Source organism: Pseudoalteromonas sp. SWXJZ94C, from assembly GCF_015864385.1.
In the GTDB taxonomy this organism is placed as follows: Bacteria; Pseudomonadota; Gammaproteobacteria; order Enterobacterales; family Alteromonadaceae; genus Pseudoalteromonas.
In genome coordinates this window covers 1-15,534 of record NZ_JADYXF010000066.1, presented here as the reverse complement: position 1 = coordinate 15,534, position 15,534 = coordinate 1, and the positions used below count along the sequence as shown (strand labels likewise).

Annotated in this window: 15 protein-coding genes and 1 pseudogene; 13 read left to right on the top strand and 3 right to left on the bottom strand. The window is 36.4% G+C overall.

Going from position 1 to position 15,534, the window contains the following annotated elements; genetic code table 11:
* Positions 1–79: 79 nt before the first annotated feature.
* Positions 80–643, top strand: coding sequence for a hypothetical protein (locus I6F65_RS19645; protein WP_197114518.1), 564 nt, complete (start codon positions 80–82; stop codon positions 641–643).
* Positions 644–671: 28 nt separating this feature from the next.
* Here the strand turns inward: I6F65_RS19645 and I6F65_RS19640 are convergent, their stop codons facing one another.
* The gene (locus tag I6F65_RS19640) at positions 672–1,055 is read right to left on the bottom strand and encodes a transposase (protein ID WP_331461426.1); all 384 of its coding nucleotides are present in this window, start codon (positions 1,053–1,055) and stop codon (positions 672–674) included.
* Between the two features lie 404 nt (positions 1,056–1,459).
* Here I6F65_RS19640 and I6F65_RS19635 point away from each other — a divergent pair, with 404 nt between their 5' ends.
* The 3 genes from I6F65_RS19635 (at position 1,460) to I6F65_RS19625 (ending at position 3,860) form a co-directional block, all read left to right on the top strand.
* On the top strand, positions 1,460–2,344 hold the full coding sequence (locus I6F65_RS19635) for an AbiH family protein (protein ID WP_197114516.1): 885 nt from the start codon (positions 1,460–1,462) through the stop codon (positions 2,342–2,344).
* Positions 2,345–2,801: 457 nt separating this feature from the next.
* Positions 2,802–3,452 (top strand): DUF4056 domain-containing protein, encoded by a 651-nt coding sequence (locus tag I6F65_RS19630; protein ID WP_197114514.1) that lies wholly within the window; start codon positions 2,802–2,804, stop codon positions 3,450–3,452.
* Complete coding sequence (locus I6F65_RS19625; protein ID WP_197114513.1) at positions 3,453–3,860, top strand: hypothetical protein; 408 nt, start codon at positions 3,453–3,455, stop codon at positions 3,858–3,860.
* A gap of 83 nt (positions 3,861–3,943) precedes the next feature.
* Here the strand turns inward: I6F65_RS19625 and I6F65_RS19620 are convergent.
* Positions 3,944–4,195 (bottom strand): annotated as a pseudogene (locus I6F65_RS19620) (IS110 family transposase); the annotation flags it as partial.
* A 328-nt stretch (positions 4,196–4,523) separates the two neighbouring features.
* On the opposite strand from I6F65_RS19620, the gene I6F65_RS19615 reads away from it, so the two are divergent.
* The 8 genes from I6F65_RS19615 to I6F65_RS19580 all read left to right on the top strand — a co-directional run bounded on the left by I6F65_RS19615 (position 4,524) and on the right by I6F65_RS19580 (position 10,632).
* Positions 4,524–4,856, top strand: a complete 333-nt coding sequence (locus I6F65_RS19615) for an SMI1/KNR4 family protein (protein WP_197114511.1) — start codon at positions 4,524–4,526, stop codon at positions 4,854–4,856.
* A 256-nt stretch (positions 4,857–5,112) separates the two neighbouring features.
* On the top strand, positions 5,113–5,532 hold the full coding sequence (locus I6F65_RS19610; protein ID WP_197114519.1) for a hypothetical protein: 420 nt from the start codon (positions 5,113–5,115) through the stop codon (positions 5,530–5,532).
* A gap of 107 nt (positions 5,533–5,639) precedes the next feature.
* Positions 5,640–5,945: a hypothetical protein gene (locus I6F65_RS19605; RefSeq protein ID WP_197114509.1), complete on the top strand. Its 306-nt coding sequence runs from the start codon at positions 5,640–5,642 to the stop codon at positions 5,943–5,945.
* A 296-nt stretch (positions 5,946–6,241) separates the two neighbouring features.
* The gene (locus tag I6F65_RS19600) at positions 6,242–6,943 is read left to right on the top strand and encodes a DUF3581 domain-containing protein (protein ID WP_197114507.1); all 702 of its coding nucleotides are present in this window, start codon (positions 6,242–6,244) and stop codon (positions 6,941–6,943) included.
* Positions 6,944–7,132: 189 nt separating this feature from the next.
* A complete protein-coding gene (locus I6F65_RS19595; protein ID WP_024610705.1) occupies positions 7,133–8,380 on the top strand; it encodes a DEAD/DEAH box helicase in 1,248 nt (415 codons plus the stop codon).
* Between the two features lie 59 nt (positions 8,381–8,439).
* Positions 8,440–9,420 (top strand): sensor domain-containing diguanylate cyclase, encoded by a 981-nt coding sequence (locus tag I6F65_RS19590; protein WP_197114506.1) that lies wholly within the window; start codon positions 8,440–8,442, stop codon positions 9,418–9,420.
* Between the two features lie 269 nt (positions 9,421–9,689).
* Positions 9,690–10,349: a histidine phosphatase family protein gene (locus tag I6F65_RS19585; RefSeq protein ID WP_024610707.1), complete on the top strand. Its 660-nt coding sequence runs from the start codon at positions 9,690–9,692 to the stop codon at positions 10,347–10,349.
* A 25-nt stretch (positions 10,350–10,374) separates the two neighbouring features.
* Positions 10,375–10,632 carry a DUF2442 domain-containing protein gene (locus I6F65_RS19580; RefSeq protein ID WP_197114504.1) on the top strand — a complete coding sequence of 86 codons (258 nt, stop codon included), beginning with the start codon at positions 10,375–10,377 and terminating at the stop codon, positions 10,630–10,632.
* A 471-nt stretch (positions 10,633–11,103) separates the two neighbouring features.
* Here the strand turns inward: I6F65_RS19580 and I6F65_RS19575 are convergent, their stop codons facing one another.
* Complete coding sequence (locus I6F65_RS19575) at positions 11,104–12,060, bottom strand: methylenetetrahydrofolate reductase (protein WP_197114502.1); 957 nt, start codon at positions 12,058–12,060, stop codon at positions 11,104–11,106.
* A gap of 259 nt (positions 12,061–12,319) precedes the next feature.
* Between I6F65_RS19575 and I6F65_RS19570 the strand changes: the two genes are divergently transcribed.
* Positions 12,320–15,202, top strand: a complete 2,883-nt coding sequence (locus I6F65_RS19570; protein ID WP_197114500.1) for a pitrilysin family protein — start codon at positions 12,320–12,322, stop codon at positions 15,200–15,202.
* Positions 15,203–15,534: the final 332 nt, after the last annotated feature.

Below are 15,534 nucleotides of genomic sequence, written 5' to 3'. Positions count from 1 at the left end.
TTGAGTGAGGAGTATGCTTCGTTCAACAAGGTATTTATACGATACAAACAACGTAACGTATAAATACTAAGACGTTAGGTTGAAGAGGTGTGGTATTCGTATTCTTGAAAAATTATGGTTGTTAACTGGCGCTAAAAGAGCTGAATTCTTAGACTCTGAGAATTTGTTTTTTGACTCTATTGGTTTGAACCTCTTTAAAAATCCTGAATGTTGGGGGTATTGGTGTACACCAACTAATACATTGAGCTTTGCAACTACGTCTGGGGATGGCGTACATTTTGGTTTTCTTTGTATGGAAGGTCTGTCTTTAGATGAATCTCCGATTGTAATGACATTACCTAGTGCTGATACGTCTAATATAATTGTTGGTGAAAATCTATTAGACTTTTTGAGTTTAGGTTGTAGAAATGGCTACTTTGAACTTGAACAGATTGAATATCAACCTGAGTTACACATTCCAATTATGGATTCCCAAACATACTCAGAAGAAGCAACTAGAGAAGAAATTAAATTATTAAAGGCAATTGAGTCTGAGTTCAACTTAAAGCCATGGGGAGATCATGCAAAAAGATTGCTTGAACTAAAAAATAAGTACAATGATCTGTTGGAATATTCCGATGAGTTCTATGAACTTACAACCTAACAACACGCCCTGAGGTGGACAGCAAGCGCTAAAGCTCTCTTTCCACCGCAAATTTTAACAGCGGTGATCCCTTACTTTTCAATGCAGTTAAGTAAGTCGATTCATCGTAGGGTGTATTCGTTTTCCAACACTTAAATACAATCCTGATCCATTTAAACGCCAGTGATCTAATTATGCTGTTATGCGGCTTCCCCTTGGCTTTCTGTTGCTCATAATACGCTTTAGCCCAAAACGAATAACGAATAGAAAAGCCTGCCCATTCCACAAATGTTTGCCTTAAAAAAGTGGGGAAACTATAACGCCAATGAGTCCACATTTTTTGACCACTGCGCTCAATAATAAGCGCTATACCAGCGTACTTTTGAAGCTCAGCAACATTATTATAACGCGCACGATTACTCCCAAAAGTAATAAGTAAACGTGGGGCGAGTTGTGGATCTGCACCGGGTAAGCTATCAAATATCTTTTTATTTTACTTTATTGTACGGCAACTATATTGTCTTGTTCATAATATAGAAAAGCTGAAAAACACGATGCATTAAGAAGGGTAAGCCCTCTTACTCTAAATAAAAGCTACTCAAACACCCGTAATCCCTTCCAAAACGCCAATTAAAACAATATCAAACACTTCTATATTCTGCGTAAAAATACAGTAATCAATTGAACCAAAATAGGAACTCAGCTATGGTTTGTTTATCAATAAAAATAAATAAAAAAACGAGTTAATCTACAGGCTCGTTAGAGGGGCAATATATTTGGGTGATTATCCAAATATTAATTTTTTAATTTGCATTTTTTAGTAATAGAGAGATTAGGTTGGCAACTTTAGTTATCGTTGGTAATGGGTTTGACATACAAAATCGTTTACCTACAAGTTATTGGTATTTTTATAAAAAATATAATGAGCGACTAGATGATCACTTTATTCATTTCCCCAACTTTTTTGATGACCAAGAATGGTCAAATTTCGAAGAAAATTTAGGACTTTTTGATGAGGATAACTTCAGAGAGGGTGCTGCATGGGAACCAAGTATGGATGATATGATAGAGTCATCTAAATACGTGAACGGCTATAATGATGAAATATCTCAAAAAACAAATGAGTTGGTTGATGATATAAGAAGCGTATTTATAGCTTGGATTAAAGGGATTGATGTAAAGCAAGCCATTAAATTTATGGACTTCCCTAAAGGGTTTAAATTTATAAACTTTAATTATACATCTACCCTACAAGATGTGTATTCAGTGCCAGATGAAGACGTGCTACATATTCACGGTAAAGCCAGATGGAATGTGATATTTGGGCATGGTATAGGAAATAGTAATCAATCCAGATCTATGGAACCAAATCAAGATGAGCCTTGGTTTGAGGAGTCATTTCAAACTCTAACATCTGTAATTGATAAATTTCATAAGCCAGTCAATGAAATACTAGAAAAACATAGAAAAAATTTAGAAAGTTATGGAGATGTAACTAAAATTATTGTGCTTGGTCACTCTATTAATAGCATCGACATTCCATACTTTAAATGCATTTTAGAAGCTTATCCTGATGCTCTTTGGAGGAATTGGAATCATAGAAGTGAAGAAATTGATGGAGTATCAGATACACATGATAAATTGCTGAGCCTTGGAGTTCCTAGTGATAAATTACTTTCTCTTTCGTCTAAAAACCTAGGGCGTGCATATCCAACTAGCTGAGGTTGATACCTTGTAGTGGTCTAATATTTCAATATGCTTAACAAGTTTTACTATTTTTAGTGTCAGAAAACAGCACAAATCTAGTTTTACGACTATTGCTATGATTAATGAAGAAAAGCCAATCAAAGGATTTATTTCCTTCTATTTGGTGCTTCCGTTTTTCATGTTTTTTTCTTTGGCAACTGTATTACCTTGTTCATAATATAGAAAAGCTGCAAAATACAATGTATTAAGAAGGGGAAGCTCTTTTAACCTAAATAAAGCCACTCAAGCACCCGCAATCCCTTTCAAAACGCCAATTAAAACAATATCAAACACTTTTTTATATCCTGCGTAAAAACACAGCAATCGATTGAGCCAAAACAGGAACTCAGCTATGGTTAATTCATCAATAAAAATAAATTAAAAACGAGTTAATCTACAGGCTCGTTATATCAAACTAGACTGGGTACTCAGAATGACAAAAAGAAGTGATATTATTGACGATTCTTCGGCTAATACAGCTAAATATGGACTCATTTATACAAAAAAATGTGGTTGGGTTGATTTGGGTCATGCAAATCCTACAGGCGCTGAAGGTTTATGGAATAAAATAAAATCTGAGGTTAATGAAAATGGAACGAAGAGTGGATATTACCGAATTTCATACTCTCAAAAAATGGGTAATAAGCATCTTAAAGTAGGTGTACGGAAAGTTTATGATATAAAAAAAGGAAATAGCTTGGCAGACAAAAAATCAATTGCATTGACAATTTTTCTTGACGTATCTAAAGAATTCGAAACTATGCAGGGAAATTGGTTGTTTAGTAAGTTTACCAATAGTAGTTTTAGTGCAGAAGATCTTGTTTCAAATCTAATTGGATTTTATCGAGCGGTAGAACCAAATAAAGAATATATTTCTATTTGTGAACCTGTTAGCAAAAACATCGCTTTAGCAATATGGGATAAATATGGGGCTGTCGGTGATAATAAAAATACTACTACGATCCCTTATATTTATCCTCTTCCAAGCTCGTCTAGCTCAACGCCTTTAAGAACGCCTCTTCCTCTTTTTTTCAATTCAATTACCCCCGTAAAGCAGGGTGTATTGTTTAGTGAGGCAAAATAAGTGATAAAAAAAATAATATATTTCAGTGTGTTGTTGATTGTATTACTAGGTGCTTACTATTCGATGATATCTTTATCGGAAAGAAGAGATTTTTCTAAATCTTCGCTTGATTATTATTTACTCGCGCCTAATTTATTTAAAAATTTGTCATCTACAGATATTATTGAGGAGCGTTATATTTATAGTTCTAGTGACGGTAATAAGCCGATGGTAATTTCTCTTATATTTCATAGTATGAAAGACTCAGCTCAAATCAAAAGTGACCTTAAAGAATATTTAAATAGTAATGGTTATAAAATGGTGGGGTCAAGTTTTTCGGATGGTGAAAATAGAGAAATTACAATAGAGGCAACAGATAACAATGCTAATGTAATTGTTAAGCTAACAATGCTTGAGTATATAAAATGATTTAACAACACGCCCTGAGGTGGACAGCAAGCGCTAAAGCTCACTTTCAACAGAAAATAAACCAGACACCCAACTTAAATTTCGGGATTAGCAACAACGACAGGAATATTCGCTTCAGCACACGCCATAATAAAGGGGTGTTCAAGGCGCCCAGTTGCTTCAATAGTAACACGCGTTATTGGGTGCTTTTTTGGTGTTTTTATAGTGTGTTTAATACCGTCGTCATTGTTTTCTACGGTGAAATATATATCTAACGGTCGGATGTAAATATCGAGTTGAGTTTTACCTGTATCGACACCGACGTTAATTTCATTTTGATTATTGAGTGTATTCATAATAAGCTGACTCTGCCTTGCGATTCGGGCTCGAGGCCCCGTTGAATATCCGAGTTTAATGCTTGGAGTTTATACAGCATTCTTTCTTGTTACCGGTCTCTCAATAGAGGAGCCTTCAATCAATCGAACTACTGTATAAAAGGCTTTGGTTGCAGCCAAAGCTTGGGCCTCACATTACCCGAACCAGGTTAGAATAATAATTAATTTATGGGTTTATTATCCATACAAGAACATCAAACGGAAAAATTACAGTTGGCTGTTTTTCGTTCCTCAAACATTATAGCCAACTATAATTTTCCACTTATGTAAGCGTTATAACGCAGGTACTATGAATCATTTATCTTCATACTTGAAATCTCATCGTATAGTAGGCAAGAGAATCAATGTTTCTCTATATCCTACTTTAGCTAATGAAATACCAGATGACACACTCGTTATCGAATCAGTCTTTAAAGATGAAGAGTTAGATAAAATAAACGAATATTGTGCTCCATACCTTTCTGAATTTGGGGTTACCGCTTTTAGTGAAACTCTCGGCGATATGCTTGTGTGTGTTGGTGTAGAGAATGAAAAAAAGGGCTTTATTTACTATTTCGACATGGACTTTGGATGCTTTAAATTAGATGATTCCATTGAAAAATTCGTAAGTAAATTGATTTGAAAGCGTTATAACAAGAAATTCCAGCAGACGCCTACGGCGCAGCTGAATTAGGCGTTGAGGCTGTAGAATTACTCTTTTTTAAATAAAAACAGCCTGTTTTATGAGTTCCAAATGCATTACCTAATGCTTTAAAAACGCTTAGAGTAAATTACAGGAACTTGTTTTTTAATTGAATTTGGTTGTTGGAGTTATTCTACAGCCTCGTTAGGCATATACAGGAAGTATTGTGTTAGATTCAAGTATAAATAAACCTCTTATGTTGGGGGCATTCTTCAGTGCAGTTGCTGCTTTAGCCCATCTAGGGTGCATTTTATTTGGTAGTGATTGGTATCGCTTCTTTGGTGCCGGTGAGCAAATGGCTATGATGGCAGAGACAGGAGAATCTTATCCTACTATTGTTACATCTGTTTTGGTTTTAGTACTTTCAATTTGGTCTATTTACGGGTTATCTGGTGCAAGGTTAATCATTAAACTTCCGTTTTTACGTACAGCTTTAGTTCTTATATCATCTATTTATGTATTCCGTGGCGTAGTATTCGTTGTGTTAATACCTATGTTTCCTGAAAATAGTATTACATTTTGGTTTGTAAGCTCCGCAATATGTTTAAGTATCGGTATGCTATATTCTGTTGGTACTTATCAAAGCTGGTCAAAGTTAAGTGTAAAATATGCCTGAAAAGTTGCTTAAACGGACAAAAAACAGTTGGCTTTTGCTCGTTCCTCGCTACTTTAGTCAGCAATTTCTAGCCGCTCAGCAAAGCGTTAGATTTCTGGAGTGTCGTCATGTCAAAAATAACAACTAATGAAAATTATACAGACTTACCTAGTGACTACACATCTTGGGTTGCTAAAAATTCAGCTTGCGAATCTAGCAATGGATATATGGTTTATTCTGCTCCAATACCAATTTCAGAAATAATGGACCCCGAATTAATTAATGAAAATATTATAATTGTTGCAGATGATATGGCTGGCTATATGATTGGTTATCTAAAGAAGAATACTGGCTGGGAATTTGTAGGTATTGATTCTTGTACTTTGGATATTGACCCAATTTCTGAAGGGTTCGTCGAGTACATAGAAATCTAATAAAATTAATTAAAACCGATGTAAATTACTTCGATCACCTAAATTCAATTTTTATCCATTTACTTAAGGTGAATGTCTAGCTCAGTTAGTATTTTAGTTTAATTTCACAGTTATTGGGCATAACAACACACTATAGGCTCTGCCTTGCCTAAAAACCAAACATACTACTTTAAATTAAGTCACCAAAGATCAACACGCCCTAGCTATATTTTAACTAATCTAACAGATTCGACCTCTCTCCATTTTTTTTCTGGTAGTATAGCTAGGTTATAAGCAGTTTAAGCAGTGAACACACTATGTTAAGTCCTTTTTTTCAGCAGCATGCTGATTATGTTTCTATCTCTCGTGAGCAAGGTTGTCGTTTTGCCAAGTTTGTTGCTGACGATTACAATCCACTTCACGACAAAGATGCCAAAAAGTTTTGCGCGCCAGGAGACTTACTTTTTTCATTGGTACTGGACCGCTACGGTATTAGTGAGCAAATGGAATTTACTTTTGCCGGTATGGTTGATGAAAACACCAAACTTAACTTCCCTGAGGAAGCTGATGAGTTTGATGTAACCAATGGCGAAAAAGTTATTTTAAAGGTAAAGCGTGAAGGTAAAACCAGTAAATGCCCAGCACTAACTAATAGCCTAATAAAGAATTATGTTGAGTTTTCTGGTACTACTTTTCCGCATGTAATTATTCCATTAATGGGCAAGCAGGAGGTAATGATAAACCCCACGCGTCCGATGGTAATTTACGAATCAATGCTTATCAATCTTGATAACCTTGATATTACAGCGCCGACACTTGAATTTGCAGAGCCTAGTTTTGAGTACGCCGGTAAGCGCGGAAAAATTACACTACGTTTTAACCTGTTAGAAAACGGCGTTAAAGTGGGTAGTGGTGAAAAGCACATGGTGGTTTCGGGTATTCGCGAATACTGCCAAGCTACAGTTGACGATTTAATCGCGTTTTACAACGAACGTAAAGCGACGTTAAAACCCGCTTAAAATTGTATTAAATTAAAAAAAGGCGCTAAATACATTTGTTATTTAGCGCCTTTTTTATTGGGTTTTTATTGTTTTTAGCGCTAAAGCGAAAATGAGCAACCACGATAAAACACTTTTCTGGGCTGGTTAATTTACGCAGTACAGTAATGTGCGTACAATAGCGCTCTTTGTTATTTTAAAGCTAAGCCTATGTCTGCCACTACGTTCTCATCACTTAATCTCGACCCGTTATTATTAACTGCGATTGAGCAAAATAATTACACTCAACCTACCGCAATTCAGATTAAAACCATTCCGCCTATTTTAGCCGGAAGTGATGTAATGGGCAGTGCACAAACAGGCACAGGTAAAACAGCTGCTTTTGTTTTACCGCTGTTACATAAGCTTTTAAATACACCTAAAAAAGATGAACCAGGCATTGCTCGTGTTGTAATTTTAACGCCAACACGAGAACTGGCTCAGCAGGTATTTGCAAGCTTTGAAAAGTACGCACAAGGCACCAATATAAATGGTGCTTTAGCTTATGGGGGCGCAAGTATTGGCCCACAAATAAAAGCCCTTAGAACGGCTCAAGTTATTGTGGCAACGCCTGGGCGCTTACTCGATCACATAGTTAAAGGCAGTGTGGTACTTTCAAGTGTAGATTCATTAGTGTTTGATGAAGCCGACCGCATGCTTGATATGGGCTTTATTGACGAAATAAGACGCATATTGCGCCATATTCCTGGCGATCGCCAAACCTTACTATTTTCAGCTACGTTTGATGACAGTGTGTTTGAGCTCAGTAAAAAGTTACTAAAAAATCCAGAGCTAATTGAAGTAGATAAACGTAACTCAGCAGCCGTTGAAGTAGAACAAATTATTTACTCGGTAGATGAGGACCGCAAACGCGAGCTTGTTTCGCACATGATAGGCATGAAAAACTGGCGCCAAGTGCTTATTTTTACTCGCACAAAACAAATGGCTGATCAGCTCGCTAAAGAAATGTGTAAAGACGGTTTAAAAACCGAGTCAATCCATGGTGACAAATCACAAGGCGCGCGCGACCGCGCACTACAAAACTTTAAAGATGGTATTACACGTGTACTTGTTGCAACCGATGTAGCCGCGCGTGGTTTAGATATTTCAACACTTAGATATGTAATTAACTTTGAACTGCCATACATAGCAGAAGATTACGTACACCGTATTGGGCGTACAGGGCGTGCAGGCGAGCAAGGGCTTGCTATGTCGCTGGTTAGTATTGATGAGCAATGGTTGCTTGAAGAAATAGAAGTACTACTCGATACGCGCTTAACACCGCAATGGTTAGAAGGCTACGAGCCCGATCCTAATAAAAAGCCAAAAGATAACCGTAAAAACACGAATAAGTCGCGAAAAGATCGCGATAAAAAGCGTATTACCGGAAAAAGAGAACCAAGTAGACGCCGTAAATAATAGCTTTTGATATGTTTTCTTGCCTATACTGAAGCTAATATATAGCCGAGGTAAAGTTAATGTTTGAAATTGATCAATGGGCATTCTCTGGTGTGGATGGCCAAATATCACTGCATAAATGGCAAAAAACCATAGACCTTATTACGGGGCTTTTTTCAGCCCCGTCGGGTTATATAGTTCAGGTAACAAGTAAAGGCTATCGCGTTGTCATTAAAAGCAACGAAGGAAACTCTAATTTTGAAACTAATCCAATACTCCCTCCTCAAACACCTCTTTTTTGTCGCCATGTAGCTGAAACTAATAATACTTTATACGTTAATGATGCAAGTAAAAACGATTTATGGAATACCTTGCCAGAAGTGATTGATGAGGGCATCGAATCCTACTCAGGTTTACCAATTCATTGGCCAGAAGGCGAAATGTTTGGCACTTTATGCTTAAAAGATACTAAAAAAACAAGCTATACCAATGAATATTTTGAACTCATAGAACAACTACGCGATTTAATTGAAGACGATCTAGCGCTTGTTTATAGTTATGAGCAAATGCGCGAAATAGCCATGTTAGACTCATTAACGAATATTTATAATCGTCGAGCACTGAGTTTACTTGCTCAGCAAAAGCTTAACTTAGCGCAGCGTTTAGGGTTTGATGTGTGTTGTATGTTTATTGATATAAACGACTTTAAAAAATTAAACGATACCTGTGGGCATGAAGTTGGCGACAAAGCCTTAATTATATTGGCAGATACCCTAAAAATTCACTTAAGAAATGCCGATATAGTAGGGCGATTAGGTGGCGATGAGTTTGTTACGGTGATGCAAGTAAGCGATAAGAGTAAAATTAACTATATCATGGATAAAATATCCTCTGAGTACTCAAAAGCTTTACTTAAAGAGAATGTGTGCGATTTATCGCTCAGTATTGGTTACAGTTTTACTGATAAACAAAAGCAGCCCTTTGAAGCGCTATTAAATGATGCAGACCATGCAATGTATAAAAATAAACAAGCGTACAAGCTTGCTAAAAAAGCGCAGTAATAAGAATAGTTTAAAATTTAATTACGTAGTTTGAGTTGATTTTACTCAATTCATTTTTAATTAGCAAAAAAGGTATTATGAAAAATTGTATTTATCACTGTTTCCTTTTAACTTATTAATTAATGTAACTACATCAATTAGGGATTGAATATTATGTGCCCAGTGGTTAAATTCTTCTGAAATAACCTTAAAATAATAAGTTCTTTTTTATGTTTTAATCATTCATCAAGAGCTTATTTAGATATTTATTATAGAGCATGGAGGGCGTAATGAAGCCTAAGCAGATTATTATTATTCGTCATGGGCAATCTCAAGCAAACATAGATAAAGGGATGTATGAGCATACTCCTGATCATTTAGTTAATTTAACTGAATCAGGTAAAGAGCAATGTATAAAAACGGGTGTAAAACTAAACGAACTGCTAGCAAATAAAAATGTAACTGTGTGGTCCTCACCTTATAACAGAGCAAGGCAAACAACTGAGCTAATCACCTCTGAGCTAAAAAGTAATATTAAATATAAAGAAGATCCTAGATTACGTGAACAAGATTGGGGGAATTTTTATACGCAAGATGAGGCTCGCCTTAAATATGAAGATCGCAAAAGGCATAGTTACTTTTTTTATCGTATAGAAAATGGTGAATCAGGTGCAGATGTATATGATCGAATTTCTACGTTTTTAGAAACGCTGTATCGCGATTTTTCTCAAGATAATTGGACCGATAGTCTTGTTATTAGTACACATGGTATTACAGCTTTAGTCTTTTTAATGCGCTATTTTCATTGGTCGTATGAGCAATATGAAGAAGCTGAAAAGTTTTTTAATTGTGGGTTTGTTGTGCTTGAGCTCGATGAAGAATCAGAACGATATCATTTATCAATTGATATGCGAGAAGGCATTGATAGTGTACTTGAATCTGATTTATGAAAGCTAAAATGTAAAAAGGAGCTTAATGCTGGAATTATCGATAATTAATTCAAAACCCATAGCTGATCATATTTTAGAGATATATTTTAGTGATGGGCATAAATATTTGGTTGATTTTCATCCATTTATTTTCTCTGTTGGGCACCCAGATTATGATATTTATAAACAGAGAAGGCATTTTCTCAATTATAAAATTGTAGATGGGAATTTAAATTGGGACGATTATAAAATGATTTTTCCAGTAGCAGACTTGTACAGTAATAGGCTTGTTAAGAGTAAGTAGCTTATTATTTATTATCTTTATATTCAGTTGAATAGCAGATTAAATTCAAAATATTGAGAAGTCTAATTATTTACTTTATGTAGATAAAACGTAAGAAAAGCTACCTCTTATCAAATTTATCTATGTAAAGTTCAACATAGAAAGGGAAATTTTTTTATAAACTTAACTACAAGAGTTTGGTTTATGTATTCAGGTATCGGCTTTATTGTATCTCTAGTCATAATAAGCTTATTTGATGCTTTTCCTCACTTTAGATTTATATCTAATGAGGGAATAATTTTTGGTGTTATGTGCTCCTCTATGGGGTTTGCCTTAAAAAGGCTTGAGAGTAATAACCAAAAACACCTTCAATAAATAGCTTAAGCTGAATATTTTTACTTGTATTTATTAATTTATTTTTCAAAGAATGGACATAAAAAAGCAAGCCATGAGGCTTGCCAAGAAGGGTGTTAATTAGCTCTTACCTAGCCTTTAAGCTATTAGCTTTTCCGCAAGGTTTAATTCCATAATGGCTTTTAATAAACGATATAAGTTAATTGACGCGTCAATTTCTTCTTTACGGTTTGTTAAGCTTTCAATATTTAGGCCCAGCGGTACATCTAAATGCGCACAGCTTTTAAGTATTAAGTCGAGGTTTTCGCGGCAAATACGTACTGATTCGCTTAATGTATTGTCTGCATCAAGCATGCGCCATTTAGTTGCCTCTGGCACTGAGATACCCAACCATTGCATAAAGTCTAAGGTTTTTTCGCCGCCGCACGGTGTAAACGTTAATATAATACGTTGAGGTGTAATACCCTGTGCTTTACATGTACGTGCGTAGCTAGTAATTAGCTCTATAGTCGCTTGTGCGTCGTAAACAGCTTGCGATATAAAAAACTGACAACCTTGTGCTGTTTTTTCTATTAATCGTTCGTGCTCATTTCGTTTACTTGAATGGCGCTCAGCAATAGTAACGCCACCTAAAAAGAAATCATCTGATTGCTCAGCCAATGCTTTATATGCGTCAGGCAGGCTTAACTTGATATCGCCTACCGATGACGGGCTACCTACTAAAACAACATTTTGTAAATCGTAGTCGTTTTTAGTTTCACTTAGCCAATCTTTAAATTCGCCTACGCCACGCTGCGCCACACTTTTATAAGTAATCACATCTTGTGCAGATAAATTACGAAGTAAATGGCTGTATTCACGCGGATCAACGGTTTGTTTAAACGCAAATGGACGGTCTTGATTAGTTCGGCTGCTTTCGTCTTGAATGTCGTAAATTATCACGCCGTCGTATTCAATTTCGTGTAAGCGACCTAATAGCTTTTCTGCAATGGTTTTTAATTGCGCTTTATCGGTGCCAATTTTAGGCGGGGTAGTACCAATAAGATAAACACCTTGGTTGGTGTCCACTATCTTCTCTTTTAGTGATAAAGCCATAATCCTCATTCCAGCTAAGTTTGTTTTGATGGATTTAATATAGCAGCCATTTAGACGTCTAGATAGATTTATTTAATGAAAGTTTTTCAACTAACATGATGTTTATTCATATTGCTTGTTCCTATAATTTATAATTGACACAGTTGTTTACATAATAAATTCCCTTTGGGCTCTTATATTTATTGGCTTTGGGGCATAATCGAGGGTGAGTTAGTAATACATCTGACAACAAATTTGCTCAATTTAAAAAGGGACAACAATGAAATTTAAATTATTAGCAACCAGCTTAGCGGTATCGCTGGCGTTAACAGGTTGCGCCATGCAACAAAACCAAAGCACGCAAACAACAGCACAACAAGAACAAGTAAATAAAGCTGATGATCGTGTTTTTTCACAAGATTACTTAATTGAAGAACTAGAAAACGGCTTACGCGTAATGGTTGTTAAAACCGATTACCCCGATGTCGTGTCGCTGCAAATTCCGGTATCGGTTGGATCGCGTAACGAAGTTGAAGAGGGCAAAACAGGTTTTGCTCACTTTTTTGAACACATGATGTTTAAAGGCTCACAAAAATATCCTGAAGATGTGTATTCAGACATATTAAAAAATTCAGGTGTTGATAACCGCGCGTACACAACAAACGATTACACCAACTACCATTTAAATTTTTCAAAGCAGCATCTTGATAAAGTACTTGAGCTTGAAGCTGATATTTTTCAAAACTTAACCTACACCGAAGAGCAATTTAGAACCGAAGCACAAACGGTAAAAGGTGAGTACTTAAAAAACAACGCGAGCCCAGTTCGTAAATTATTAAGCGCTGTACGCGAAGAAGCGTTTGATAAGCACACGTATAAACACACCACTATGGGCTTTTTTAAAGACATAGAAGCGATGCCTGATCAAATGGCGTACGGTAAAGAGTTTTTTGCTAAATTTTATAAGCCTGAGTATGTATCGCTGGTAATTGTGGGCGATGTAGAGCCAGAAGAAACAATGGCAATGGTTAAAAAGCATTGGGGCAGCTGGAAAAAAGGTAACTACGTTGCTGACATTAAGGCAGAGCCTGTTCAACAAGAACCAAAATATTTGCACCAGCAAGATGAAGCGCTACCAGGGCATTGGTTACTTGTATCCTACAAAGGCGCTGCGTGGAAGCCTGCCAAAAAAGACAGAGCGGCACTTGATTTAATATCACAACTTTATTTTTCAAACAATTCAGATTTATACCAAGAGCTAGTGGTCGACAAACAAATTGCCAGCCAAATGTTTACCTATAACCCAGAGACTAAAGATCCGGGTTTATTACACGTATTTGTTAAAGTAGAAAGCGCAGACGATTTAGCCACTGCACGCGATGCTATTAACCGCACTTATGCAAAAGCACGCACTGAGCTTGTTGATGAGCAAAAGCTGAGTGATTTAAAATCAAACCTTAAATACAGTTTTATTAATGGTCTTGATTCGTCGCAAGCGATTGCATCAACCCTTGCCAGCTACATGCACTTTGAGCGCGATCCAGAGGTTATAAACCAGCTTTATAAATCATCAGATAACATTACCAGCGCAGATATTAAAGCCGTTGCTAATAAATACTTTACCGATAACGCCCGTACCACATTAACGATGTCGGCACTTGATAAAGCCCCAGGGTTTGAGCAAGAAGTTGATTTAAATGCACTTACTGCAAAGCTTGAGCAAGCACCTGCGGCACCTGTATTTAAAGTGCTTGATAAAACCAATAGTTCACCATTAATTGATGTTAACTTTTTATTCAATACCGGTGCGGCTGCCGACCCTCAAGGCAAAAAAGGCGTTGCTGCGTTAACTGCGGCTATGCTTGCAAAAGGTGGCTCGCAGGCGACAAGCTATAAAGATATTCAAAAAGCACTTTATCCGCTTGCGGGTAGTTTTGGTTATCAAATAGATAAAGAAATGCTGTCGTTTCAAGGGCGTATTCATAAAGATAACGCGGCGCAGTGGTATGCACTTGTGAGCGATCAATTACTAAACCCAGGTTTTAGAGATGACGACTTTAAACGCCTTAAAAAAGAAATGATTGACGGTATTAAATCAGGCTTAAAAGCATCTAACGATGAAGAGCTAGGCAAAGAAGTGCTATACAGCGCGCTTTATAAAAATCATCCTTACGAAAGTTACAATTACGGTGATATTTCGGATTTAGAAGCGCTGACGCTGGATGATGTTAAAGCATTTTATAACAGTGAGCTTACGCAATCTAAACTCACGGTTGGCTTAATTGGGGCTGTACCTGCAAACCTTAAAGCTAAAATGATGAGCGATTTTGCAACGCTACCAAAGGGTGAGCAAAGCCGTTTAAGTATTCCTGATGCGCCAGAGCTTAAAGGTCATCATGCAACTATTGTAGAAAAGTCTGCGCAATCGACCGCAGTATCGTTTGGCTTTCCTATTGATACAATAAGAAGCAGCGAAGACTGGACAGCCCTTTGGCTTGTGCGTTCGTACTTTGGTGAGCACCGTAGTTCTAACAGCTTTTTATATGAGCGCATTCGTGAAACTCGCGGCATGAACTATGGCGATTACGCATACATTGAATACTTTCCACGTGGTATGTTTCAAACCAAACCTGATGCAAACCTAGGCCGCTCTGAACAAATATTTCAAGTTTGGTTACGTCCACTTCGCTCTAATAACGATGCGCACTTTGCAACTCGTACGGCTTTATTTGAGCTAGATAAGCTAATTAAAAACGGTATGAGCGAAGACGACTTTGAAGCTACGCGTAACTTTTTAATTAACTTTGTGCCGCAAATGGTAGCAAGTCAAAATCGCCAACTAGGATACGCACTTGATAGCGAATTTTACAATACAGATAGCTTTGTAAGTTACGTCACTAACAAACTTAAAACGCTAAACGTTGCTGATGTAAATCGCGTTATTAAAGAAAACTTACAAACAGACAATGTTCAATATGTGTTTATAACTGCTGACGGCGCTGATATGCAAAAACGTTTAGCATCGCAGCAAACATCACCAATGGTTTACAACACAGAAAAACCAGCGGAACTAGTTGCTGAGGATAAAGTAATTGCTGATTACAAATTAGCAATTCCTGCAAACAATATTGAAGTGATGAAAGTTGATAAAGTATTTCAATAATTTAAGTGGTTTTTAAACTATCTTTAAACGTATAAAAAATGCCCCAGTGCTTTAAAGCTCTGGGGCATTTTTATATTAATACTTTAAGTCAAAGCATAGGCTTGTTACTAATAAAATAAGCTTGTTACTAATAAAATAAGCTCGTTACTAATATCATAAGCTCGTTATCAATAGCATACAGCCAACACCGAGTGTAAAGCTTATTCATAGGTTGGATCTTAAGGAATAAAACTTGAAAACATGCTCTGAATTTGATCTGATAGTAATCGCCAAACCACTATCTATCCCAAAAGCAGAGCATGAATAAACATAATACTGAGTTAAACAAAATA